The sequence below is a fragment of the Streptomyces sp. DI166 genome, assembly GCF_900091315.1.
Taxonomy (GTDB): domain Bacteria; phylum Actinomycetota; class Actinomycetes; order Streptomycetales; family Streptomycetaceae; genus Streptomyces; species Streptomyces fuscus.
Map to the genome: position 1 here is coordinate 1 of NZ_FLSP01000057.1, position 21443 is coordinate 21443.

The following is a 21443-nucleotide window of genomic DNA, read 5'->3' on the forward strand; positions in this document are numbered from 1 at the left end:
TGGGCAGCGCGGGGCGCCGGCGTGCCCGTGCCCGGTTCTGCCTCGCGCAGCACCTCCAGGTGGGCCTCGCGCACGGCGGGGCCGGGCTCCACGCCGAGTTCCTCGACGAGCCGTCGGCGCAGGTCGCGGTGGACGGCGAGGGCCTCGGCGCGGCGGCCGTCGCGGTGCAGGGCGAGCATGAGCTGGCGGTGGTATGCCTCGCGCAGCGGGTGTTCGGCGGCCAGCGCGGCCAGTTCGGGCAGCAGGGCGTCGAGGCGGCCGTCGGCGAGGGCCAGTTCGGCGTCGAAGCGCCACTCCAGCAGGAGCAGGCGGGCCTCGGCGAGGCGCTGGGTGAGGGCGTAGCCGCCGAGTTCGGCGGGGACCCCGGCGAGCGGGTCGCCGCGCCACAGGGACAGGGCGGCGGCGCACGCGCGCAGGGTGCCGCGCCAGTCGCGGCGGGCGTGGGCGGCGCGCGCGGCAGCGAGATGGGCGTCGAAGAGGTGGATGTCGAGTTCGCCGTCCTCGACCCGGAGCCGGTAGCCCTGGGGCTCCGCCCGCAGCCGGGAGGGGTCGTCGAGGAGGCGGCGCAGCCGGGTGACGTGGTTGTGCAGGGAGGCGTGGGCGGAGGCGGGCCGGGTGTCGCCCCACAGCGCCTCCTTGAGCGCGTCGACGGAGACGGTACGGCCCGCTTCGAGCAGGAGGGCGGTCAGCAGCAGCCGTGCCTTGGGGCTGCCCACGGGACGGATCACGGGGCCGTCGCCGCCACGGTCGTACAGGACCGGCGGTCCCAGCAGCCCGAACCGCAGCTCGCACCGCTTCACGCCGCCACTGCCCTTCCGCGCCCGCCGCGCACCAGGGCCGTCGCTGGCGGAATACCGCCCGTCGACGGCCAGATTCCGCCATCACGTCCCGTCGGCCTGTCCGCCGGGATCCGCTACTGTTCCGGCCGGACCGCCGCGGCGACTTCGCGTCAGCCGGTCGTGGCCGGCCCGGAAAACCGTTGGCCACATGTTAGCGATCCGTTGGTGCGGTCTGATGTGATCACTTCATCGGAGCCGGCCCGACGGTGCGCGCGTAAGACGCGTTGCTCGGGGGAGTGTTGCCGCCGTGCCGGGTCCGCGGACGCACACGGGTCCCGGTCGGCGGAGGTGAACGACCGGGGCCCGCGTCCACCTCTCTGCCCGTCCCCGCTGTCAGGGCTCGATCAGGCCGACACGGATGGCGTACCGGGTGAGTTCCAGCCGGTCCTTCAGACCGAGCTTCTGCAGCAGGTTGGCGCGGTGGCGCTCGACCGTCTTGACGCTGATGACGAGGATGTCGGCGATCTCCTGCGAGGTGTGCCCCTCGGCGACCAGCTTGAGGATCTCCTCCTCGCGGTCGGTGATGGCGCGCGCGGGCGGTGACTGGCCCTCGCGCAGCCGGTCGAGGTAGTTGCGGACCAGGGCGTTGACGGCGCCGGGGTAGAGGAACGGCTCGCCGCGCATGGTGGCCCGGCAGGCCTCGACGAGGTCCCGGTCGGCGACCGACTTCAGGACGTATCCGGAGGCCCCCGCCGCGAGGGCCTCGAAGAAGTACTGCTCGTTGTCGTACATCGTCAGCATCAGGATCCGCAGGTCGGGCTGGCTGCGGGAGAGCTCGCGGGCGGCCTGGAGGCCGGTCAGGCGCGGCATCGCGATGTCGAGGATGGCGAGGTCGGGCCGGTGCCTGCGGGCCGCCTCGATCGCCTCCGCACCGTCGCCCGCCTCGGCCACCACGGTCAGGTCCGGTTCGCTGTCGAGGATCAGGCGCACCCCGCGGCGCACCAGGTGATGATCGTCGGCCAGCAGGATGCGGGTGGGGGTCGCCTCGGTCATGGTCACTGACTCCGGTGGCGGTCGGTCATGGTCACTGACTCCGGTGGCGGACGGGGACGGTCAGTCGGACCTCGGTGCCGCCGCCGGGAGCGGGTCCGAGGCCGAGGTCGGCGCTGATGAGCAGGGCGCGTTCGCGCATGCCGCTGATCCCGGCGCCTTCGGGGGCGCCGCCGATGCCTTTGCCGTTGTCGCGCACCCGCAGTTCCACGGCGTCGGGTGTGCGTTTCAGCGTGAGGCCGACCCGGGTGGCCGCGGCGTGCCGGGCGGTGTTGGTCAGGCTCTCCTGGGCGACGCGGTAGAGGACGAGTTCGGCGTTCTCGCCCAGCGGCGGCAGGTCGGTGGCGATGTCGTGCCGTACGGACAGGGTGGGGCCGGTGAACTCGGTGGCCAGGGACTTCAGGGCGCTGGTCAGGCCCAGTTCCTCCAGGACTCCGGGGCGCAGCCTGCGGGCGATGCGGCGGATCTCGTCCAGGCTGGCGCGGGTGGTCTCCTGGACCTGGTGCAGCTGCTCACGGACGGGCTCCGGCGCCTGGTTGGCGACGCGTTTGAGATCGAGCAGGACGGCGGTGAGGGTCTGCCCGATCTCGTCGTGCAGCTCCTGGGCGATGCGGTGGCGTTCGGCCTCCTGGGCGGTCAGGGCGCGGGCGGCGCTGGTGGCGCGTTCGGCCTCCAGCCGGTCGAGCATGGTGTTGAACGTGGTGATCAGGTCGGCGACCTCGCCATGGCCGCCGACGGCGGGGCGGGCGCCGGGGCGCAGCAGGTCGGTGGTGGTCATGGCGCGGGCCAGGCGCTGGAGGGGGGCCAGGCCGATGCGCAGCAGCAGGGCGTTGGCGATCAGCATCGCGGCGAGGCCCACGGTGAGGATCGCGGCCTCGGTGAGCAGGACGGGTGTCGACACGGTGACCGGGCCCAGCAGCAGGGCGGTGGCGGTGACCAGCACAACCGCGTTGAGCAGGAAGATCCTCCAGAACAAGGGCACCCACGTACCGCCTTCCTGAGATGGTCCTCGCACCCACCTACAAGCCTGGGCGCCGGGTGGGGCGGGCGTCCATCGGGTCTGGCACCCATTCCCCTTTCCCGCGTCTACAGGTCCGACCCACCCCTATTTGGGTGGCGGACCCGATAGTGCGCCCCCTGGTGCGCGAGTGAGGGTGGAGACAGTCCACCGTCCCCCGGCCCGACGGCCACGGCCGCACCGCCATGCCCGCCGGGTGTGTGCGGGGGCGCCGCCCCCTGCGAGGGGCGTACGGGGTGGCGGCTCTGTCGCATCACGAGAGGGGAGCTCGCACCGATGTACGCACTGCCGGAGCGGTCCGACCACACGAAAGCCCTGTACGGCCCGGTGTCATGGGCGCCCCGGTCGCGCCGCGAGGCAGCCGCGCGGGTGCGCCGGTGCGCGGGCGCCGACACGGCCGGGCAGGGTCCGAACGGCGTGCAGGAGGGCCCGCGGTGAGCCTGACGGCATGGCTGGCGGTGGCGGTGTTCGCCGCCGTCTACGTGCTGATCGCCACGGAGTGGGTGCACCGGGTCGCCGCCGCGCTGGGCGGAGCGGTGGTGATGCTGCTGATCGGGGCGACCGACCCCGAGCACGCCTTCTTCTCCGAGGACGCGGGCATCGACTGGAACGTCATCTTCCTGCTGCTCGGGATGATGCTGATCGTCGCGGTGCTGAAACGTACCGGCGTCTTCGAGTTCATCGCCATCTGGGCGGCGCGCAAGGCGCGCGGCAGACCGTACCGGCTGATGGTGCTGCTGACGGTCGCGACCGGCTTCCTGTCCGCCTGGCTGGACAACGTCACCACCGTGCTGCTGATCGCCCCGGTGACGATCCTGGTCTGCCGGCGGCTCGCGCTGCCGGTGATCCCGTATCTGATCGCCGAGGTGATGGCCTGCAACATCGGCGGCGCGGCGACCCTCATCGGGGACCCGCCGAACATCATGATCGGTTCTCGTGCGGACCTGTCCTTCAACGACTTCCTCATCCACATGACGCCCGTCGTCGTCCTGCTGATGATCGTGTTCGTCCTGATGTGCCGGGTGATGTTCCGCGACGCGTTCCACTACGACCCCGAGCGCGCCAAGTCCGTCATGGAACTGAACCCCAAGGACGAGATCAAGGACGCCCGGCTGCTGGCCGTGTCCGGCGTGGTGATCACGGTGGTGATGGCCTGCTTCGTGCTGCACACCGTGCTGCATCTGGAGCCCTCGGTGGTGGCCATCAGCGGCGGACTGCTGCTGCTCGCGGTCTCCAGGCTGAACTCCGGTTCCGTGGTCAAGGACGTGGAGTGGGAGACCCTCGCCTTCTTCGCGGGGCTGTTCGTCATGGTCGGCGCGATGGTGCAGACCGGCGTGATCGGCGACCTGGGTCGTGCGGCGGCCGACGCGACCGGCGGCAATCTGGAGGCCACGGCGATGACCCTGGTCTTCGGCTCGGTCGTACCGTCCGCGGTCATCGACAACATCCCCTTCGTCGCCTCCGTCAGCCCGATCGTCTCCGAGATCGTCACCGCCGCGGGCGGACCCGACGAGGCGGGGATGCTCTGGTGGGCCTTCGCCCTCGGCGCGGACCTCGCGGGCAACGCCACGATCATCGCGTCCTCGGCCAACGTCGTCGTCATCGGCATCGCCCAGCGCGAGGGCTACCACATCTCGTTCTGGCAGTTCAGCCGGTACGGGCTGGTGGTCACCGCGGTCACTGTCAGCATCGCGGCCGCGTATGTCTGGCTGCGCTATTTCGTCCTGGTGTGATCACTATGGATGCATTTGTCACTGTCGGGGTCGAAGGACGGAGGGTCGCCGCGTCCGCGCGGCCCGCGTCCCTCGCGCCCACGACCACCCCACCCGGAAAGGAGCCCGCATGGACCACGCCCCTGATTCCCCCGCCTGGCCACCACCCCGCACTGGGAGGAGGAGGACGTGGACCGCTCCCATGAGAGACAGCTCGTCGAGATCGAGTCCCGCCTGTACCGCGAGGACCCCCGGTTCGCCGAGGGGCTCGGCAACGGGCAGCCCTGCCGGCCGCGCGAGTACCGGCACACCCGGGCCTGGCTGCTGCTCGGCGCCGCCCTCGCCGTACTGGCCGCCGGCATCGCGCTGGCGCACGGGCTGCTCATCGCCACCGGGCTGGTCCTCGCCGGGATGGCCGGGGAGATGTTCGACCCCCAGCGCCCCGCCCGCAGACACCGCAACTTTCCGCCCCGGCCCCGGCCCCGGCGGCCCTCGGACTGATGCCTGACCACAAAAGGACAGCCCGATGACCCTGCCCGAGCTGTATCTGGCCCTGCTGATCGGCGGCACCGTACTGCTGGCCAGCATCGCCGCCGCGCGTACCGCGCACCGCGTCGGCCTGCCCAGTCTGTTGCTGTTCCTGGCGGTCGGCGTCGTCGCGGGCGAGGACGGGCTCGGACTGAAGTTCGACGACGCCCAGCTCGCCCAGGCCCTGGGCACCGCCGCGCTCGGCGTCATCCTGGTCGAGGGCGGACTGACCACCCAGTGGAGCAACGTACGCCGCGTGCTGGCCCCCTCCGCCGTGCTCGCCACCGCGGGGGTGGCGATCTCGGTCGTGGTGACCGCCACCGGCGCACACTACCTGCTGGGCATGGACTGGCAGCTCGCCCTGCTGGTCGCCGCGATCGTCTCCTCCACCGACGCCGCCGCCGTCTTCGCCGTCCTGCGCGCCCTGCCGCTGCCGCACAAAGTCACCGCGCTGGTGGAGGCCGAGTCCGGCTTCAACGACGCACCGACGATCATCCTGGTGCTGGTCTTCTCCACCGCCTCGGCCGACCCGCCCGGCCCGCTCCCCCTGGTCGGCAACCTGATCTACCAGCTCGCCGTCGGCGGCACCCTGGGCGTGCTGATCGGCCGGCTCGGCGCGCTCGCCCTGCGCCGTATCGCGCTGCCCGCCACCGGCCTGTACCCGCTGGCCACGGTCGGCTTCGGCATCATCGCCTTCGCCGCCGCGGGCGCGGTGAACGCCAGCGGGATCATCGCCGCCTACCTCTCCGGCGTCGTCCTCGGCAACTCCAAGCTCCCCCACCGCGCCGCCACCCGGTCCTTCGCCGAGGGCGCGGCCTGGCTCGCCCAGATCGGCCTGTTCGTCATGCTCGGTCTGCTGGTCGACCCCAGTGAGCTGCCGTCCGCGATCATCCCCGCCCTGGTGGTCGGCCTGGTCCTGCTGCTGGTGGCGCGCCCGGTCTCGGTCCTGCTCTGTCTGCTGCCCTTCCGCGTCCCCTGGCGCGAGCAGACGTTCATCTCCTGGGCCGGGCTGCGCGGCGCGGTGCCCATCGTGCTGACCACGTTCCCCATCGTCGAAGGGATCACCGGCGCCCGCGACGCGCTGAACATCGTGTTCGTGCTGGTGGTCCTGTTCACCCTGGTCCAGGGCCCCACCCTGCCCGCCGTCGCCAAGCGCCTGGGCCTGACCCGCGCCGACGCCCTGCGCGACGTGCAGGTGGAGAGCGCCCCCCTCGACGTCCTGGACGCCGACCTGCTCACGGTCGCCATTCCGAAAGGCTCCCGGCTGCACGGCGTCGCCGTCTTCGAACTGCGGCTGCCGCCCCCGACGGTCGTCACCCTGATCGTCCGCGACGGCACGACCCTCGTCCCCGACCGGGACACGATGCTGCGGGCCGGCGACGAGTTGCTCCTCATCACGACCCCGGACACCCACGAGGCGGCGGAACGCCGACTGCGCGCCGTCGGCAGAGGGGGCAAACTCGCCCGCTGGCTCGGCGAGACGGGAGCACCCGAACCGGAGCATCCCATGACGCCGGCGCGGAACGAATAACGCATTGCGGACATATCACTTAGTAAATCGCCGCGTTTGCCAATCCTTTCCTACGGCTATACGAGGGAATGCCCCGCTATGCGCAAATAGTCGTACGGTATGCTTCTTTACCGAGCCTTGACGCTCCATTGAGCGGGTGATCGCTCAATCTGTGAGGTTGGTCTTTCCGGAGTTCTCCGGATCTCGGTGCGAGGGGGGCATGACGTGGATCGAGTAGTCCGGGCCGTTGATGTGCCCGCAACCGCTCGCGACAGCGTGCCTGAACCTGGCCGCGCCGTTCTCGGCGCCTGAGTCCCAGGTCCGACACACGCACCCGGGGTCACCCAACCGACCGCGCACCGCCGCGCGACCGGGCACCGACCCGACCGCTCTCCCGTGAACCCGAGTGCGCCGAAGCCGAACCCACCCGGTCACGCCCACCCGGCTGACCGTCCCCGCCCACCCGGGCGCACCGCCGACCTCACCGGCGGCGCCCGCGCGCCGCCCGTAGCCACCCAAGGCACTGACGCCGTCGCCGAACTGAACCGGAGGAGACGCCCGTGCACAACACGACCGCCATGCTCATCGAGCTGGGGGCCATCATTCTCGCCCTGGGCCTGCTGGGCCGCCTCGCCGGCCGCATGGGCTTCTCCCCCCATCCCCCTCTACCTGCTCGCCGGGCTCGCCTTCGGCCACGGCGGCATCCTGCCGCTCCAGGCCAGCGAGGAGTTCACCGCGACCGGCGCCGAGATCGGCGTCATCCTGCTGCTCCTGCTGCTCGGCCTGGAGTACAGCGCCAGCGAACTGGTCACCAACCTCAAGACCCAGTACCCCTCCGGCGCCGTCGACTTCGTCCTCAACGCCGTCCCCGGCGCCGTCGCCGCGCTCGTCCTGGGCTGGGGCCCGGTCGCCGCCGTCGCCCTGGCGGGCGTCACCTGGATCTCCTCCTCGGGTGTGATCGCCAAGGTCCTCGGCGACCTGCGGCGGCTCGGCAACCGCGAGACCCCGGTCATCCTCGGCGTCCTCGTCATTGAGGACCTCGCCATGGCGGTCTACCTGCCGATCCTCACCGCCCTGCTGGCCGGCGTCAGCCTCGCCGGCGGCACCGTCACCCTGCTGATCTCTCTCGGCACCGTCGGCGGCGTCCTCTACGTCGCCCTGCGCCACGGCCGCCTGATCAGCCGCGCGGTCTCCTCGGACAACGCCGAGATGCTGCTCCTGGTGGTCCTCGGCCTGACCCTCCTGGTCGCGGGCATCGCGCAGCAGCTCCAGGTCTCCGCGGCCGTCGGCGCCTTCCTGGTCGGCATCGCCCTGTCCGGCGAGGTCGCGGAGGGCGCGAGCAACCTGCTCACCCCCCTGCGGGACCTGTTCGCCGCCGTCTTCTTCGTCTTCTTCGGCCTGTCCACGAACCCCGCCGACATCCCGCCGGTCCTGATCCCCGCGCTGATCCTGGCCGTGGTCACCGCCCTCACCAAGGTCGCCACCGGCTGGTACGCGGCACGCCGGGCCGGAATCCAGGGCGGGGGCCGCTGGCGGGCGGGCGGCACGCTGGTCGCGCGCGGCGAGTTCTCCATCGTCATCGCCGGTCTGGCGGTCGGCGTGGAGCCGCGGATCGGCCCGCTGGCCACGGCATACGTCCTGATCCTGGTCATCGTCGGCCCGCTGACCGCCCGTTGGACCGAGCCCCTGGCCCGCCGCATCACGGGCCGCCCCGCGGCGACGGCGCCCGCAGAGGAGATTGCCGACGAGGAGTCGGCCGAGTCCGCCCCTGCCCGCGTCTGAGCCCGCAGGAGGCAGAATCGACCTCCGACACTGGCAGGTGGGGCAGGAGGCGTATGTGACCGGGCAGTACACACTGGACGAGTTCCTCGACGGATACGCCGAGATCCTCGCGGACGCCTCCGCCACCGGTCGCCGCCTCACCCGGCAGGAACTGGAGTCCCGCCGGGAACTCGGCGCGAAGGCCGCGGGGTCGGGCTTCGGCTGGCGCGCATTGGTGCGCGAGCACCTCGCGGCCAGCCGCACCGCCTGGCCCACGGCGGCCTCCCCGGACAGCGTTGTCGCCGTCATGGAGCAGGCCATCGACGCCTTCGCGGACGGTTTCGAGCGCGCCCAGCGCATGGTCATACGGCAGGAGGAGGCCGCCCGCCGGGAGTTCATCGACGACCTGCTGCACGGCGGCGGCGACCCCGGACACCTCGCCGCCCGCGCCGAACGCTTCGGCCTGCGCCTGTCCCGCTCCCACGCCGTGGCCGTCGCGGAGGGCCCCGCCAAGTACGACGAGACCGACCCCGTGCCCCGCCAGGTGGCCGACGCCGTCTTCGCCCGCTTCGAGAACCGCCGCATCCTGTTCACCACCAAGGACGGCCGGATGCTCTGCATCGCCCCCGGCGACCAGGACGAGGTCCTGACCCACTTCGCCAAGCAGGCCCACGCCGCCACCGAGGGCGGCCAGGTGGCCATCGGGCGCCCGCGCCCCGGCGTCGTCGGCATCGGCCACAGCTACGAGGAAGCCCTCAACGCCCTCGACGTGGCCCAGCGCATGGGCTACGAGGACCCCGTACTCCGCGCCGCCGACCTGCTGGTCTTCCCGGTCCTGGCCCGCGACCGCCAGGCCCTGATGGACCTCGTCCGCAGCACCCTCAGCCCGCTCCAGCAGGCTCGCGGCGGCGCCCAGCCCCTCCTCGACACCCTGACCGCCTACTTCGACACCGGCTGCGTCGCCGCGGAAACAGCCCGCCAACTCTCCCTGAGCGTCCGCGCCCTGACCTACCGCCTGGAACGCATCCACTCCCTGACAGGCATCGACCCCACGGACCCGGCACACCGGTACACCTTGCAGACGGCGGTGATCGGGGCGAGGTTGCTGGCATGGCCGACCCGCCCCCTATAGTCCGGCGTTTGAGGACGAGGCCCGTTCAGGGCCGATAGGGGGTCTGGGGGCGTAGCCCCCAGGGGACGGTGGGGCCCCCTCTGGGGGAGGGAAGGGGCGCGGGGGCGAAAACATCCCACCCCCACACGCCCCGCGGTATGTCAGGCCTGATCCACCGGGTCCTGATCCTCAGCAGGACGAGGGGCCGGGACCTCACCAGCCGCCGCGACCGGCGCGGTCTTCCCGAAGCGCGCCTGCAGCCGACTGGCAATCGGCTCGGTCCACCGGGCGGTCAGCGGCCCGAGAATCACCAGAATCAGCACATACGCGGTGGCCAGCGGCCCAAGAGAGGGCTCGATTCCCGCGGTGACGGCAAGCCCGGCAATGACGATGGAGAACTCACCGCGCGCCACGAGCGTGCCACCCGCCCGCCAGCGCCCCTTCTCCGAGACTCCGGCCCGCTTCGCCGCGTACCAGCCGGTGGCGATCTTCGTCAGCGCGGTGACGACGGCCAGCACCAGCGCGGGCAGCAGCACGGGCGGAATGCTGGAGGGATCGGTATGCAGCCCGAAGAAGACGAAGAACACGGCGGCGAAGAGATCCCGCAACGGCGCGAGCAGATTGTGCGCACCCTCCGCGACCTCGCCGGACAGGGCGATACCGACGAGGAACGCACCCACGGCGGCAGACACCTGAAGCTGCTGAGCGATGCCCGCCACCAGCAGCGTCAGCCCCAGCACGACAAGCAGCAGCTTCTCGGGATCATCACTGGAGACAAACCGGGAGATGTGCCTGCCGTAGCGCACGGCGAGGAACAACACGAGCCCGGCCACACCCAGGGCAATGGCCAGCGTGGCACTACCCGCAGCCAGCCCGGTCCCCGCCAGCAGGGCGGTGATGATCGGCAGGTAGACGGCCATGGACAGGTCTTCGAGCACGAGAATGCTCAGGATGACGGGCGTCTCCCGGTTGCCCAACCGCCCCAGATCCGCCAGAACCTTGGCGATCACACCCGAGGAAGAAATCCAGGTAACGCCCGCGAGGACGACGGCCGCGACCGGCCCCCACCCCAGCAGCAACGCCATCGCCGCCCCGGGAAGCGCATTCAGCGTGGCATCCACCAGCCCCGCCGGATACTGCGTCTTCAAATTGGAGACAAGATCACTGGCCGTGTACTCCAGCCCCAGCATCAGCAGCAGGAGTATGACCCCGATCTCGGCACCAATGGCAACGAACTCCTCACTGGTATCCAGCGGGAGGATGCCGCCCTGCCCAAAGGCGAGCCCGGCCAGCAGGTACAGGGGAATGGGCGAGAACTGGAACCGCCCGGCGAACCGCCCCAGCAGCCCCAGGCCCAGGATGATCGCACCGAACTCGATCAGAAAAATGGCGGAGGAGTGCACGCGCGTCTACTCCCGGCCGAGAATGGCCGCGGCCGCGTCCACACCCTCACGGGTCCCGATCACGATCAGCGTGTCCCCTCCCGCCAGCCGGAAGTCCGGCCCCGGCGAGGGAATCGCCTCCGCCCGCCGCAGCACCGCCACGATCGACACCCCGGTCTCCGTGCGCATCCGGGTCTCCCCCAGATGCCGCCCGTTCCAGTGCGAGGTAGCCGCCAGCTCGATCCGCTCCGCGACCAGACCCAGCTCCGTCGTCGACAGCAGACTCGGGCTGTGATGCGCCGGCATCAGCGCATCGATCACCGCTTCCGCCTCCGACGCCGTCAGCCGCACCGACAGCGCACACGCGTCCGGATCGTCCTTGCGGTACGCCGACAGCGTCCGCGACCCGTCCCGGTGCGCCACCACCGACAGGGGCCGCTGCTCCCGCGTCACCAGGTCATAACGCACCCCGATGCCCGGCAACGGCGTACTGCTCATCCGCGCAGCACCCACGGCTGCCCCCCTGTCTCCATCACACGTTCCTTGGCCAAATCTTTAACGCCACCCTAGCGACGCCCCCTGCCCCACCGGCAGCACCCTCCCCCGAAAGTAAGAAGATTGAAAGAAAACCGCACGCGGGAGGCTCAGTCGCCCACCTTCCCGGCGTCGATGCGCCGACCGCGCTGGACATCCACCACGATGGGGATGCCGTCGGGGAGTCGTCCGTCCAGGCGGTCGAGCAGAGCCCGTACCGGAGGGAGATCCCCCCGGGGTGCGCACATGGATGTGCAGGGTCCGGGACTGGGCGTCAACGTTGGTGACGGTCGCGTCGGGCTCGTCCGCCAGCCACTGCTGTGCGGCATCCTTGGCCCGACCGGTCCAGGCGTTGAGCAGCAGGGTGGCCGTCGTGTCGGCGGCGAGCGGGACGACCACTACGGCGAACAGCACGGCCATCGCCACGTACGCCTTCCGCCCCGGGCGGCCCGCGGCCCGGTCCGCGTCCGCCGCGTAGCCGAGCGAGGCGAAGACCAGCATGCCCGCGAAGACCAGGGCGAACAGGTTGGACACGAACAGCGCCAGCGCGCCCAGTGCCAGCCAGCCCGACAACTGGCCCAGGCACACCCCGGTCACCACCAGGGGCGGGACGAGCGAGATGGCGATCGCGACGCCGGGCAGTACGGCGCCCACGTCCCGGCGGGCGAGTGCCACCGCCCCGGCCAGACCGGTCGCGAGGGCCGCGACCAGGTCCATGAGGGTGGGTGCCGTGCGCGAGGAGATCTGGCTGTTGGACAGCAGGTCGTAGTCGGCGGGCAGCACCAGCGACATGAGCATCCCGATCGCGATCACCAGCAGGCACGCCAGCAGGACGACCGTGATCGACCCGGTGCGGCGGCGCTGCACCGAGCCGAGGGCGATACCCATGATCGGGGTGGAGAGCGGCGCGATGATCATGGCGCCGATCACGGTCGCCGTGGAGTCGGTGAGCACGCCGCCCGCCGCGATGACCGCCGACAGGGTGAGCATCGTCCAGAACGCCGAGCGCTTGGCGGTCGTGTCCCCGGCGGAGAGGATCAGGTCCTCGGTGAGTTCGTCCAGCGTGCGGCGCTGGGAGGCCGGCAGGACCCGGGCGCGAACCTTGCTGATCATTCACCCAAACAACCACGATCCTCGTGTATCGGGCGGGCAGGACACGTGCTCAGTCGGTCATGAACCAGCCCCGCACCTGGGCCTCGTGGTCGATGTAGGGCTCGCCGGAGACATCGACGACGACCTTGTCGATGGTGCCGCCGGTGAACGGGAACGGGCCGTCGTAGTCGGGGGTGACCGGCGAGGCGTCGTCGCGGCCCACGCAGATCCCGTCGCCCACGACGCAGAAGTTGCCGGGCTGGGTGATCAGGTCGTCGTGGCCCACTTCCTGGTCGTCCACGTAGAGGGTGAGGGTGCCCTCGGCGCCGGGCATCTCCGGGTCCGTACTGCGGCCGCGCGCGGTGAACTCGGCGGTGAGCACGTGCTTGCCCTGCGGCAGCTCCCGGTCGGAGTCCACGACCTGGAGCTTGGTGCCGACCCAGTTGTAGGCGTAGTGCAGCCGGTGGTCCTTGACGTAGAAGCTGTGGCCGCCCGCCACCCCGCCGTGGGCGTACAGCACACCCTCGGCGTCGGGGGAGCCGAGGTCGACCCCGGCGGCGATGGTGTACGACCTGCCGCTGGTCACCACGCCGGACTGCTCGGGCACCGAGGCGGTGTCGGGGTAGTACACGTACCGGTCGCGCTCGGGTGCCCCGTGCGGGCGGTCCGCCAGGACCTGCTCCAGGGCGCTGCGGTCGTCCAGCGGCAGCCCGTTGTAGACGCCGGCGTAGTAGTACCAGAGGCTCTTGAGGGTCTCCAGGCGCTCCGGTTCCCGCTCGGCGAGGTCGGTGGACTGGGCGCGGTCGTTGGTGAGGTCGTACAGCTCCCACACGTCCTGCTCGTAGTGGCCCCAGCCGCTCAGCGGCGGGTGGACCGTGCAGGCCAGCCAGCCCTCGTGGTAGATCGAGCGCTGCCCGAGCATCGTGTAGAACTGCGTCCGCCGTCCCGGCGCGGCGGGGTCGGTGAGCGAGGCCTTGAAGCTCTCGCCCTCGATCGGGCTCTGCGGACAGCCCTTGATCATTTCGGGCGGTTCGATGCCGAGCAGGTCGTAGAGGGTGGGTACGACGTCCACCGCGTGGACGTACTGGTCGCGCACCTCGCCCCGCGCCTCGATCCCGGCGGGCCAGGCGATCAGGCACATGTCGGCCACGCCGCCCTCGTACCCGGCCCAGCGCTTCCAGTACGGGAACGGGGTGTCGAACGCCCAGGCCCAGCCGGTGTTGTAGTGGTTGTAGGAATTCGGGCCGCCCAACTCGTCGAGGTGCTCCAGGGACAGCGCGGTCGGGGTGGACAGGTTGTTGAAGAACCGCCACTCGTTGAACGTGCCGTTGGGGCCGCCCTCGCCGCTCGCCCCGTTGTCGGAGATGGCCACGATGATCGTGTTGTCGAGTTCGCCGGAGGCCTCCAGGAAGTCGAGGACGCGGCCCAGTTCGTGGTCGGTGTAGGAGACGTAACCGGCGAAGACCTCGGCCATCCTGATGAACAACCGCCGCTCGTCATCGGTGAGTTCGCCCCAGGGCCGCACAGTGTCCAGGATCGGCCAGGGCTGGCCGTCGGGTCCGGTCACCTCGGGTTCGCCGTGCGGGTTGATGGGGGACAGCTCGGTGTCCTCGGGCAGCAGGCCCATCTCCTTCTGACGGCGCAGAATGCCGGGCCGGATGGCCTCGTAGCCCTCGTCGAAGACGCCCTTGTACCGGTCGGCCCACTCCTTGAACACATGGTGCGGGGCGTGGGCCGCGTCGAGGGAGAGGTACATGAAGAAGGGCTTGTCGGGGTCGACGACCTTGGCGTCACGGATGAACTGGACGGCCTTGTCGGAGAAGTCCTTGGCGATGTGGTAGCCCTCTTCGGGCGTGGCCGGCGGGTCGACGGGGTGGTTGTCGTGGATCAGGTCCGGGTACCAGCAGCTCGACTCGCCGCCCAGAAAGCCGTAGAAGCGTTCGAAGCCGCGTCCCAGGGGCCAGCGCCCCTTGTACGCGGCCATGTTGACCTCGTCGCCCGGCGTGAGGTGCCACTTGCCGATGCAGTACGTGTTGTAGCCGCGCTCGCCGAGGACCTCGGAGAGGAAGCCGTTCTCGAACGGGATGCGGGTGGAGATCCCGGGGAAGCCGGAGCTGAACTCGGCGATGGTGGCCATGCCGTTCGAGGTGGCGTTGCGGCCGGTCATCAGCGAGGCCCTGGTCGGTGAGCACAGGGCCGTGGTGTGGAAGTTCGAGTAGCGCAGGCCCATGTCGGCGATCCGCGACATCGTGGGCGTTCGCACCGGCCCGCCGAAGCAGTCCATCGTCCCGTAGCCGACGTCGTCCCAGGCGATCACCAGCACGTTCGGACTGTTCTCGGGCGCCCGAGGCGCGAGGAACGGCGTCCAGTCGGGCTGTGAGTCACGGATGTCGAGGGAGATCTTCCCCTTGAAGGGCTTGGCCATGACGCATCTCCTCGTTGCCCGGTTCCGGCCACGGTCGCCTTCCACCGTGACCACAGGGGACACGCCGCGCCTCACCCGCCACGGGTGACTCGTCCGCAGCCGCGCGCCGCGCATCCTGTGCGCATGAGCACCGTGGAGCTGCCCGACCCGACCGTCCGGCCCCGCCCGTTCCATCTCCTGGCCAAGCCGACGGGCGCGGTCTGCAACCTGGACTGCACGTACTGTTTCTTCCTGTCCAAGGAGCTGCTGTACGAGGGCAGCCGGTTCCGTATGGCGGAAGAGCTGCTGGACACCTACATCCGGCAGCTGATCGAGGCGCACGGCCCCGCGCCGGAGGTCACGGTGGCCTGGCAGGGCGGCGAGCCGACGCTGATGGGCCTGGACTTCTTCCGCCGGTCCCTGGAGTACGAGCGGCGCTACGCCCGCCCCGGCCAGCGGATCGTCAACACCGTCCAGACCAACGGCACGCTGATCGACGCCGAGTGGGCGCGCTTCTTCCGGGACAACGACTTCCTGGTCGGGCTCTCCGTGGACGGTCCCCGCGAGCTGCACGACGCGTACCGGGTCGACAAGGGCGGCAAGCCCACCTTCGACCGTGTGATGCGGGGCCTGGAGCACCTGCGCGCCCACGGCGTGCGCTGGAACGCGCTGACCACGCTGCACGACGCCAACGCCGGGCACGGCCGCGAGGTCTACGCCTTCCTGCGCGACGACTGCGGCGCCGAGCACATGCAGTTCATCCCGATCGTGGAGCGCGCCACCGCGCGCGAGCTGCCGCTGGCCAACGACGGCTGGGGCGCCCGCGCCAAGGACCGCCCGCTGTACCGGCAGGAGGGCGACCGGGTCACCGACCGCTCGGTGACCGGGGAGCAGTACGGCAGGTTCCTCGTCGACGTCTTCGAGGACTGGGTACGTCACGACGTCGGCCGGGTCTACGTCCAGATGTTCGACGTGGCCCTGGCCAACTGGTACGGCGAGCAGCCCTCCCTGTGTGTGCACTCCCGTACCTGCGGCAGCGCACTCGCCCTGGAACACAACGGCGACCTGTACTCCTGCGACCATTTCGTCGAGCCGGACCATCTGCTCGGCAACATCGGCGAGCGGCACCTGCTGGAACTGGTCGACTCACCGCGGCAGCGGAGCTTCGGCGAGGCCAAGGAGACCACCCTCCCCCGTTACTGCCTGGACTGCGACGTCCGCTTCGCCTGCCACGGAGGCTGCCCCAAGGACCGTTTCGCGACCACCCCCGACGGCGAGCCGGGCCTGAACCACCTGTGCGCGGGCTTCAAGGCGTTCTTCCAGCACATCGACACCCCGATGCGCACGATGGCCACCCTGCTGCGCCAGGGCCGGGCACCCGCGCTGATCATGCGCCAGTACGCCGACACCGACGCCCGTCGGCCGCACAACGCGCCCTGCACCTGCGGCGGCGGCCGCAAGTGGGCGCGCTGCCACGGCAGACCGGTCGCGGCGCGGTAGCCCTGGCGCCGCTCAGCCGGGTACGCGCTCCTTCTCCCGTTCGGCCTCCGGCGCCGCGACCGGGCGGGGCGTGCCGTGGGCCGCCATGATCCCGGCGATGATCAGCGCCGCGCCGAGCGGCTGGTTCCAGCTCAGGCGCTCGCCCAGCAGGAGCACGCCCGCGGTGACGCCGACGACCGGGGTGAGGTAGGTGACCGCGGAGGCGTTCACCGCGCCCCAGGCCTGGACGATGTTGTTGTTCCACAGGTAGGCCAGGCCGGTGCTCAGCCCGCCCAGCGCCAGCATGCTCAGCGCGATCGGCGCGTCGACGCGGGGCGCGGGCCCGGCGAGCCAAGGGGTGGCCGCCAGCATGATGACCGCGCCGATGCTGACCTGCACGAAGGCGACGCTGACCGCCGGTAGTCCGCGCGGGGTGATGAAGCGGCGCAGGTAGACGAAGGCGACGCCGTAGCAGGCGGTGGCCCCGAGACAGGCGAGCTGGGCCAGGAGGTGGCCACTCCCGCCGGTCAGGCCCGCGGGGCCGATCAGCACCAGGACCCCGGCGAACCCGGCGAGCAGGCCGGTCGTACGGCGCCGGTCGAGCCGTTCGTCCGCCAGGGCCGCCGTGCTGACCGCGAGGGTCAGCAGCGGGGTGGTGGCGTTGAGGATGCTCGCCATACCGGAGTCGAGGTGCTGTTCGGCCCAGGAGAAGAGGAGGAAGGGGACGACACACAGCAGGACGGAGACCACGGACAGCCGCAGCCAGAGCCCGGGGTCGCGGGGGATCCGGCTGCGGGTCACCGCCATGACCGCGCACAGCGCCAACGCGCCCAGCACCAGCCGCCCCCAGACGACCTGTGCGGGGGTCAGCCCGTCCAGCGCGACCTTGATGAACAGGAAACTGGAGCCCCACGCGCACGCCAGCGCGACGAACTGTGCCCCGATGCGCACACGCAAGCCGACGCACCCCCCTTTTTTCTTCCGACCCTGCCGGGCCTTGTGCCGGACCCTGCCGGGCCTGTGCCCGGACTCCGCAGGGCTTGTGTCGGTCCCTACTGAGCCGCCGCCGGAACCACCGGCGCCGCGATGGACGCCACCGCGGGCGCCACGATCCGTACGTAGTCCTCGGTGGCCATGACCACCGAGCGGTCCAGCCGCCCCGCGTTGAAGGCGATCTCCTCGTGGGCCGCGAGGAACTCCTCGTCCACGACGACGGGCAGCGTGCCGGTCAGCGACAGCGGCGGGATGGTGCCGACCGCGCACCCGGTGAGCTGCTCGGCCAGCTCCGAGGGCGCGAACCCGCCCTTCTTGCCCTCGACGGCGGCGACGACCTTCTTCAGGTCCGCGCGCCGGTCGCCCGCGAGCACGGCCAGCACCGCCGGCGCCTCGATGCCCTTCACCCGGCACACCAGCGCCTTCGCGCCCTGCGAGACGGTCGTGCCGCGCACCGAGGCGACCTCCTCGGAGCGCCCCTCGGCCGGGTGCTCGACCACGCGGTACCTGGCCTTCTCACGGTCGAGAAGGTCGACGATCTGCTCAAAGGGACTCAACTGCGGCCTCCCTGGGCCTGTTCGGGCGTACGGCCACGGAGCGGGGCCGCGTAGCACCGCTCCAGCCGGCTGACGAAGGTGTCGACGAAGGACGGCGGAGCGTCGGTCCAGGACCGCCAGTCCCGTGTCGCCTCCGCAAGGTACGACATGCGCCGCAGGTGCTTCCAAGTTCCCTCGCCCGTTGCCGCGTTGACGTCAACGGGGAGGTGTGCGCGCAGGGCCTCCAGATAGTCGGCGTAGACGCCGCTGCCGAAGTTCACCCGGGCGACGCCGTGCGCGGGGAGGGAGGCGAGGTCGACGCGGGAGAGCGAGGTGCCGCCGTGCACGACCAGGGCGCGGCCGGTGCCGTCCAGCACTTTGGTGAGGGTCTGGACGAGTCCGTGGTCGATCGCCGCGTACCGGTGCTCGCGCGCGGGCTCGGTGGCGAAGACCTCGTCCCACAGCTCGGTCTTGCGGCGCGCCTTGGCCAGCCTCCGCTCCAGCCACTCCTTCTCCAGGGCGTCCAGCAGCGGCCGTTGGTACACCGGGACCCGGGCGCGCATCTCCTGGAACACGGCGTCCAGGCGCGGCCCGTCCCCCTCGGTGGTGGCCCGGCGGGCCAGCGCCGCGAGCAGCCGGTGCTCGGCCGAGTAGCCGGGCAGTCCGGCGTCGTTGAGCTCCTTCTCGACGCTCGCGCACGCCTCGGTGAAGGCGTGCAGGTCGTCGCCGGTGGCGCGGTCGTCCAGCAGTCCGACCTCGGCGAGCGAGCGGCGGGTGGCGGCGAAGCCGTAGTCGAAGCTGTGGAACTGGCCCACGTGCGCCCCGATCAGATCGAGGTCGGTGTCCTCGGCGAACCGGGTGAAGTCGCCCGGTGTCGTCTTGTTCCACTTGCGCAGACCCGCGCCGTCGATGGAGCCGATCTCGCCCTCGACGAGGACGCCGTAGCGGCGGGCCAGTTCGGTGGCCGCGTTGGTGAACAGCACGTTCTGGTGGAGCGTACGGCCGGACCCGTCGACCATGACGGAGTCGAACCCGGCCTCGCAGGCGGCCTGGACCACCTCGTAGTCGTCGGCGTGGTCGAGGTGCAGCCGAAGCCGGGAGCCGAGCGCGGAGTTGAGCCGGTCGACGTCCTGCCGCAGGGTGCGGAAGACCTCGGCGACGGCGGCGGCCGGGCCCCGGCCCACGCTGTCCGCGACGAACAGCAGGGCCTCCTGCGGCGAGACCTCGCAGTAGACCTCCCGCCGCGTGCGCGCCGAGAGCAGGGCGTACGGCAGCAGCATGGACGGGTGCTTCACATTGAAGTTCGGTACGGTCCCGGCCCACCGGGCGGGGCGCGCCGCGGCCTCCCCGGCCGGCCGGGAAGCGGGGCGCCGGTTGCGTGCCTCCCAGTGGAACTCGCGCCGCACGCGCTGCACTTCGGCGAGGAAGCCGGGCAGGTCCGTGTCGCCGGGTGACAGGGTGCGTACCAGCGGGCCGAGGGCGCGGGGGTCCAGGGCCCGGGGGTCCTCGACCATGAACACCACGCCGAGCAGCGGGTCGTCCCGGCGCAGCGCCTCGGTGCGGCGCGCCGCCCAGGTCATCGCGGCCAGTCCGCTGACCGGCAGTTCCTCGCAGACGAACGCCACGGACTGCGCGGCGAGCGTGTCCAGCACCCGCTCGCAGGACAGCCGCTCGTCGGCGATGACCGTCCGCAGCGCCAGCCGCTCGACCAGGTCCCTCGCCCACTCGGTGTGCCAGACCTCCGCGCTGATGACGGCGTGCGGTACGTCGTTCCGGCGGGGGCGCACGGCCGCGCTCAGCACGCCGGGCACTCCGGGTGGAAGGGGAGGCTGAGGGATCAAGGTCCGGGTGCGCCCCTTGTCCCGCGTACTCGTGACGCTCACCGGAACACCTCCCCGAGCAGCCGGGCCGCCGCCGGGGACTCGACGTGGGAGTCGAAGGAGAACGCGAGCCGGTCCAGGGGGTGGGACTGGAGGAGGTCGGCCACCTCGGCGCGCACCGTCGTCGGCTCGGCGCGGCGCAGGACGACCTTGGCCACCAGGCGGGCCACCTCGCGCATCTCCGTTTCGCGCAGCCCGCGCCTGGTCATCGCCTGGACGCCGAGGCGAAGGCCGTGCAGGCCGTTGGCGCCCGGTACCTCGATGTTGGTGGTGCGGATGCCGGCGTGCGCCAGGTCGCCGAGGGCCAGGCGCAGCGCGTCGGCGGCCGAGCCGGTGACGAGGTGCACCTGGTGCGTCTCGGTGAAGCCGAAGGACTCCCCGGAGACCCGTACGCCCTCCTCGTGCAGGGCGTGCGCGAGGGCCTTGGCGTTGGCGAGGATCTGGCGCGCGTAGTCGTGGCCGTACAGGGCGATCTCGGAGAGGGCCACGTACATCGGCGCGATCAGCTCGGCGTGGGAATTGCTCTGCATCTGCGGGCAGACCCAGTCCGACACCGCCCTGAGCCTTGGGTGGTCGGCGTCCCGGAAGGCGATGTACGCCTTCTGCGGCCCGGCGATGGTCTTGTGGGTGTTGCCGTGCACGGCGTCGGCGCCGAGCAGCGTCGGCTGCGGCAGCGCCCCGCCCGCGATCAGCGCGCCGTCGTGGCTGGCGTCGTAGGCGAGGAAGACGCCCTCGGGCAGCGCGGCCCGGATCTGGGCGAGCGGCTGCCAGCGCAGCTTGAAGGACTGGTCGAGGATGACGAGCTTGATCTCCGGGTGCTCGGCGCACAGCGTGGCCAGCCGGTCCACGTCGATGAGCAGGGTGCGGTCGACCATCGGCAGGTGGTAGGTGTTGACGCCCGCCGCCGCGGCCAGCGACTCCAGCGCGAAGTGGCCCCCGTCCTTGTGCGCGAAGTGCACGAAGCCGTCACCGCGCCCGCAGGTGCCCAGCAGTACCGCCTGCTCGGCGACCGAGCCGCCGTTGGGCCGCCAGTCGAAGGTGGCCGCCTCGAAGAGCTGCCGCCCGATCCCGGTCAGCTTGCCCACCAGGGACGCGTTCGCGCCGGAGTCCGGGAAGGCCCACTCGCCCGCCTCGGTGGGATACGGCGGGGCGAACTCGTAGAAGCCGCCCTGCAGGGCGCTGCCGAGCATCCGGACCAGCTTGCTCGGGTAGTTCTCGCTGGCCGTGAGGCTCAGGTGCTGCTCGCGGTAGGTGTTGTCGAGCACGAAGTCCGAGGTGAGCCGCTCCAGCAGGTGCGCCACCCGGTCGTCCGACCACGCCGGGGCGAACACCCCGCCGTCGCCGCCGGACGCCTCCTCGATGATTTCCTCGGCCGCCTCCACCGCGGCCTGCGCTCCGTCGTCGACAAGGCCGACACCACTGTCCTGTTCTGCCGCGCGCATGAATCAACCCCGTTGCATGTCGGAAAGAGCTGAAAAGAAATTAAGAAAGGAACTTGAGAAATGAACGAAGCGAGGAGTCGGCTCTCCCGCACGACGCTGTGCGGGGTTATGCGTCGGACCGGGCCGAACGCTGCCGTCAATGCTCTTCTGCGAGCCTCCCCGATTCTTCGGGCCCCCTGAGGCATCGACACACCGATGGCGCCGAATGTACACGAGGAAGATCAAATTCAGC

At 71.2% G+C, this 21443-nt stretch carries 16 protein-coding genes and 1 pseudogene; 6 read left to right on the plus strand and 11 right to left on the minus strand.

Annotation, left to right across the window (positions count from 1 at the left end):
- The 3 genes from GA0115233_RS25130 to GA0115233_RS25140 form a co-directional block, all read right to left on the minus strand.
- Positions 1 to 800: AfsR/SARP family transcriptional regulator (locus GA0115233_RS25130; protein ID WP_141689567.1), on the minus strand; the 800-nt coding region annotated here is incomplete at its 3' end.
- A gap of 372 nt (positions 801 to 1172) precedes the next feature.
- Positions 1173 to 1832, minus strand: coding sequence for a response regulator (locus GA0115233_RS25135; RefSeq protein ID WP_093722571.1), 660 nt, complete (start codon positions 1830 to 1832; stop codon positions 1173 to 1175).
- Positions 1833 to 1863: 31 nt separating this feature from the next.
- Complete coding sequence (locus tag GA0115233_RS25140) at positions 1864 to 2811, minus strand: sensor histidine kinase (protein WP_093722572.1); 948 nt, start codon at positions 2809 to 2811, stop codon at positions 1864 to 1866.
- Positions 2812 to 3281: 470 nt separating this feature from the next.
- Between GA0115233_RS25140 and GA0115233_RS25145 the strand changes: the two genes are divergently transcribed.
- The 5 genes and pseudogenes from GA0115233_RS25145 to GA0115233_RS25165 all read left to right on the plus strand — a co-directional run bounded on the left by GA0115233_RS25145 (position 3282) and on the right by GA0115233_RS25165 (position 9490).
- On the plus strand, positions 3282 to 4580 hold the full coding sequence (locus tag GA0115233_RS25145; protein ID WP_093722573.1) for an SLC13 family permease: 1299 nt from the start codon (positions 3282 to 3284) through the stop codon (positions 4578 to 4580).
- Between the two features lie 168 nt (positions 4581 to 4748).
- Positions 4749 to 5060: a DUF3040 domain-containing protein gene (locus GA0115233_RS25150; protein ID WP_093722574.1), complete on the plus strand. Its 312-nt coding sequence runs from the start codon at positions 4749 to 4751 to the stop codon at positions 5058 to 5060.
- A gap of 25 nt (positions 5061 to 5085) precedes the next feature.
- Positions 5086 to 6618 carry a potassium/proton antiporter gene (locus tag GA0115233_RS25155; protein WP_093722575.1) on the plus strand — a complete coding sequence of 511 codons (1533 nt, stop codon included), beginning with the start codon at positions 5086 to 5088 and terminating at the stop codon, positions 6616 to 6618.
- Positions 6619 to 7157: 539 nt separating this feature from the next.
- A pseudogene (locus GA0115233_RS25160) lies at positions 7158 to 8379 on the plus strand (cation:proton antiporter).
- 55 nt (positions 8380 to 8434) lie between these two features.
- On the plus strand, positions 8435 to 9490 hold the full coding sequence (locus GA0115233_RS25165; RefSeq protein ID WP_093722607.1) for a PucR family transcriptional regulator: 1056 nt from the start codon (positions 8435 to 8437) through the stop codon (positions 9488 to 9490).
- Between the two features lie 140 nt (positions 9491 to 9630).
- On the opposite strand, the gene GA0115233_RS25170 is transcribed toward GA0115233_RS25165, so the two are convergent.
- From GA0115233_RS25170 to GA0115233_RS25185, 4 genes are read right to left on the minus strand one after another with little or no spacing between them, the layout of a single operon-like run.
- A complete protein-coding gene (locus tag GA0115233_RS25170; RefSeq protein ID WP_093722576.1) occupies positions 9631 to 10872 on the minus strand; it encodes a cation:proton antiporter in 1242 nt (413 codons plus the stop codon).
- A 6-nt stretch (positions 10873 to 10878) separates the two neighbouring features.
- Positions 10879 to 11349 carry a cation:proton antiporter regulatory subunit gene (locus GA0115233_RS25175; RefSeq protein WP_093722577.1) on the minus strand — a complete coding sequence of 157 codons (471 nt, stop codon included), beginning with the start codon at positions 11347 to 11349 and terminating at the stop codon, positions 10879 to 10881.
- 57 nt (positions 11350 to 11406) lie between these two features.
- Positions 11407 to 12498, minus strand: a complete 1092-nt coding sequence (locus GA0115233_RS25180; protein WP_255310343.1) for a DUF389 domain-containing protein — start codon at positions 12496 to 12498, stop codon at positions 11407 to 11409.
- 49 nt (positions 12499 to 12547) lie between these two features.
- Entirely contained in the window at positions 12548 to 14902 is a 2355-nt protein-coding gene (locus tag GA0115233_RS25185) for an arylsulfatase (RefSeq protein WP_093722578.1), read from the minus strand.
- Between the two features lie 123 nt (positions 14903 to 15025).
- Between GA0115233_RS25185 and GA0115233_RS25190 the strand changes: the two genes are divergently transcribed.
- Complete coding sequence (locus GA0115233_RS25190) at positions 15026 to 16381, plus strand: anaerobic sulfatase maturase (RefSeq protein WP_093722579.1); 1356 nt, start codon at positions 15026 to 15028, stop codon at positions 16379 to 16381.
- A 12-nt stretch (positions 16382 to 16393) separates the two neighbouring features.
- Here GA0115233_RS25190 and GA0115233_RS25195 read toward each other — a convergent pair whose 3' ends face one another.
- The 4 genes from GA0115233_RS25195 to GA0115233_RS25210 all read right to left on the minus strand — a co-directional run bounded on the left by GA0115233_RS25195 (position 16394) and on the right by GA0115233_RS25210 (position 21211).
- Positions 16394 to 17311: a DMT family transporter gene (locus GA0115233_RS25195; protein ID WP_255310345.1), complete on the minus strand. Its 918-nt coding sequence runs from the start codon at positions 17309 to 17311 to the stop codon at positions 16394 to 16396.
- A gap of 101 nt (positions 17312 to 17412) precedes the next feature.
- The gene (locus tag GA0115233_RS25200) at positions 17413 to 17910 is read right to left on the minus strand and encodes a YbaK/EbsC family protein (protein WP_093722581.1); all 498 of its coding nucleotides are present in this window, start codon (positions 17908 to 17910) and stop codon (positions 17413 to 17415) included.
- Positions 17907 to 19691 carry a class II fructose-bisphosphate aldolase gene (locus tag GA0115233_RS25205; RefSeq protein ID WP_093722582.1) on the minus strand — a complete coding sequence of 595 codons (1785 nt, stop codon included), beginning with the start codon at positions 19689 to 19691 and terminating at the stop codon, positions 17907 to 17909. Before GA0115233_RS25205 ends, GA0115233_RS25200 begins: the two co-directional genes overlap by 4 nt.
- Before the next feature lie 77 nt (positions 19692 to 19768).
- Positions 19769 to 21211 (minus strand): hypothetical protein, encoded by a 1443-nt coding sequence (locus GA0115233_RS25210; RefSeq protein ID WP_093722583.1) that lies wholly within the window; start codon positions 21209 to 21211, stop codon positions 19769 to 19771.
- Positions 21212 to 21443: the final 232 nt, after the last annotated feature.

What these genes read in the sequence shown, in the direction of transcription:
- GA0115233_RS25155 (WP_093722575.1), top strand. Translation starts at nt 5,086, where the DNA reads ATGACCCTGCCCGAGCTGTATCTGGCCCTGCTGATCGGCGGCACCGTA.
- GA0115233_RS25180 (WP_255310343.1), bottom strand. Translation starts at nt 12,498, where the DNA reads ATGATCAGCAAGGTTCGCGCCCGGGTCCTGCCGGCCTCCCAGCGCCGC.
- GA0115233_RS25210 (WP_093722583.1), bottom strand. Translation starts at nt 21,211, where the DNA reads ATGCGCGCGGCAGAACAGGACAGTGGTGTCGGCCTTGTCGACGACGGA.
- GA0115233_RS25135 (WP_093722571.1), bottom strand. Translation starts at nt 1,832, where the DNA reads ATGACCGAGGCGACCCCCACCCGCATCCTGCTGGCCGACGATCATCAC.
- GA0115233_RS25185 (WP_093722578.1), bottom strand. Translation starts at nt 14,902, where the DNA reads ATGGCCAAGCCCTTCAAGGGGAAGATCTCCCTCGACATCCGTGACTCA.
- GA0115233_RS25190 (WP_093722579.1), top strand. Translation starts at nt 15,026, where the DNA reads ATGAGCACCGTGGAGCTGCCCGACCCGACCGTCCGGCCCCGCCCGTTC.
- GA0115233_RS25175 (WP_093722577.1), bottom strand. Translation starts at nt 11,349, where the DNA reads ATGAGCAGTACGCCGTTGCCGGGCATCGGGGTGCGTTATGACCTGGTG.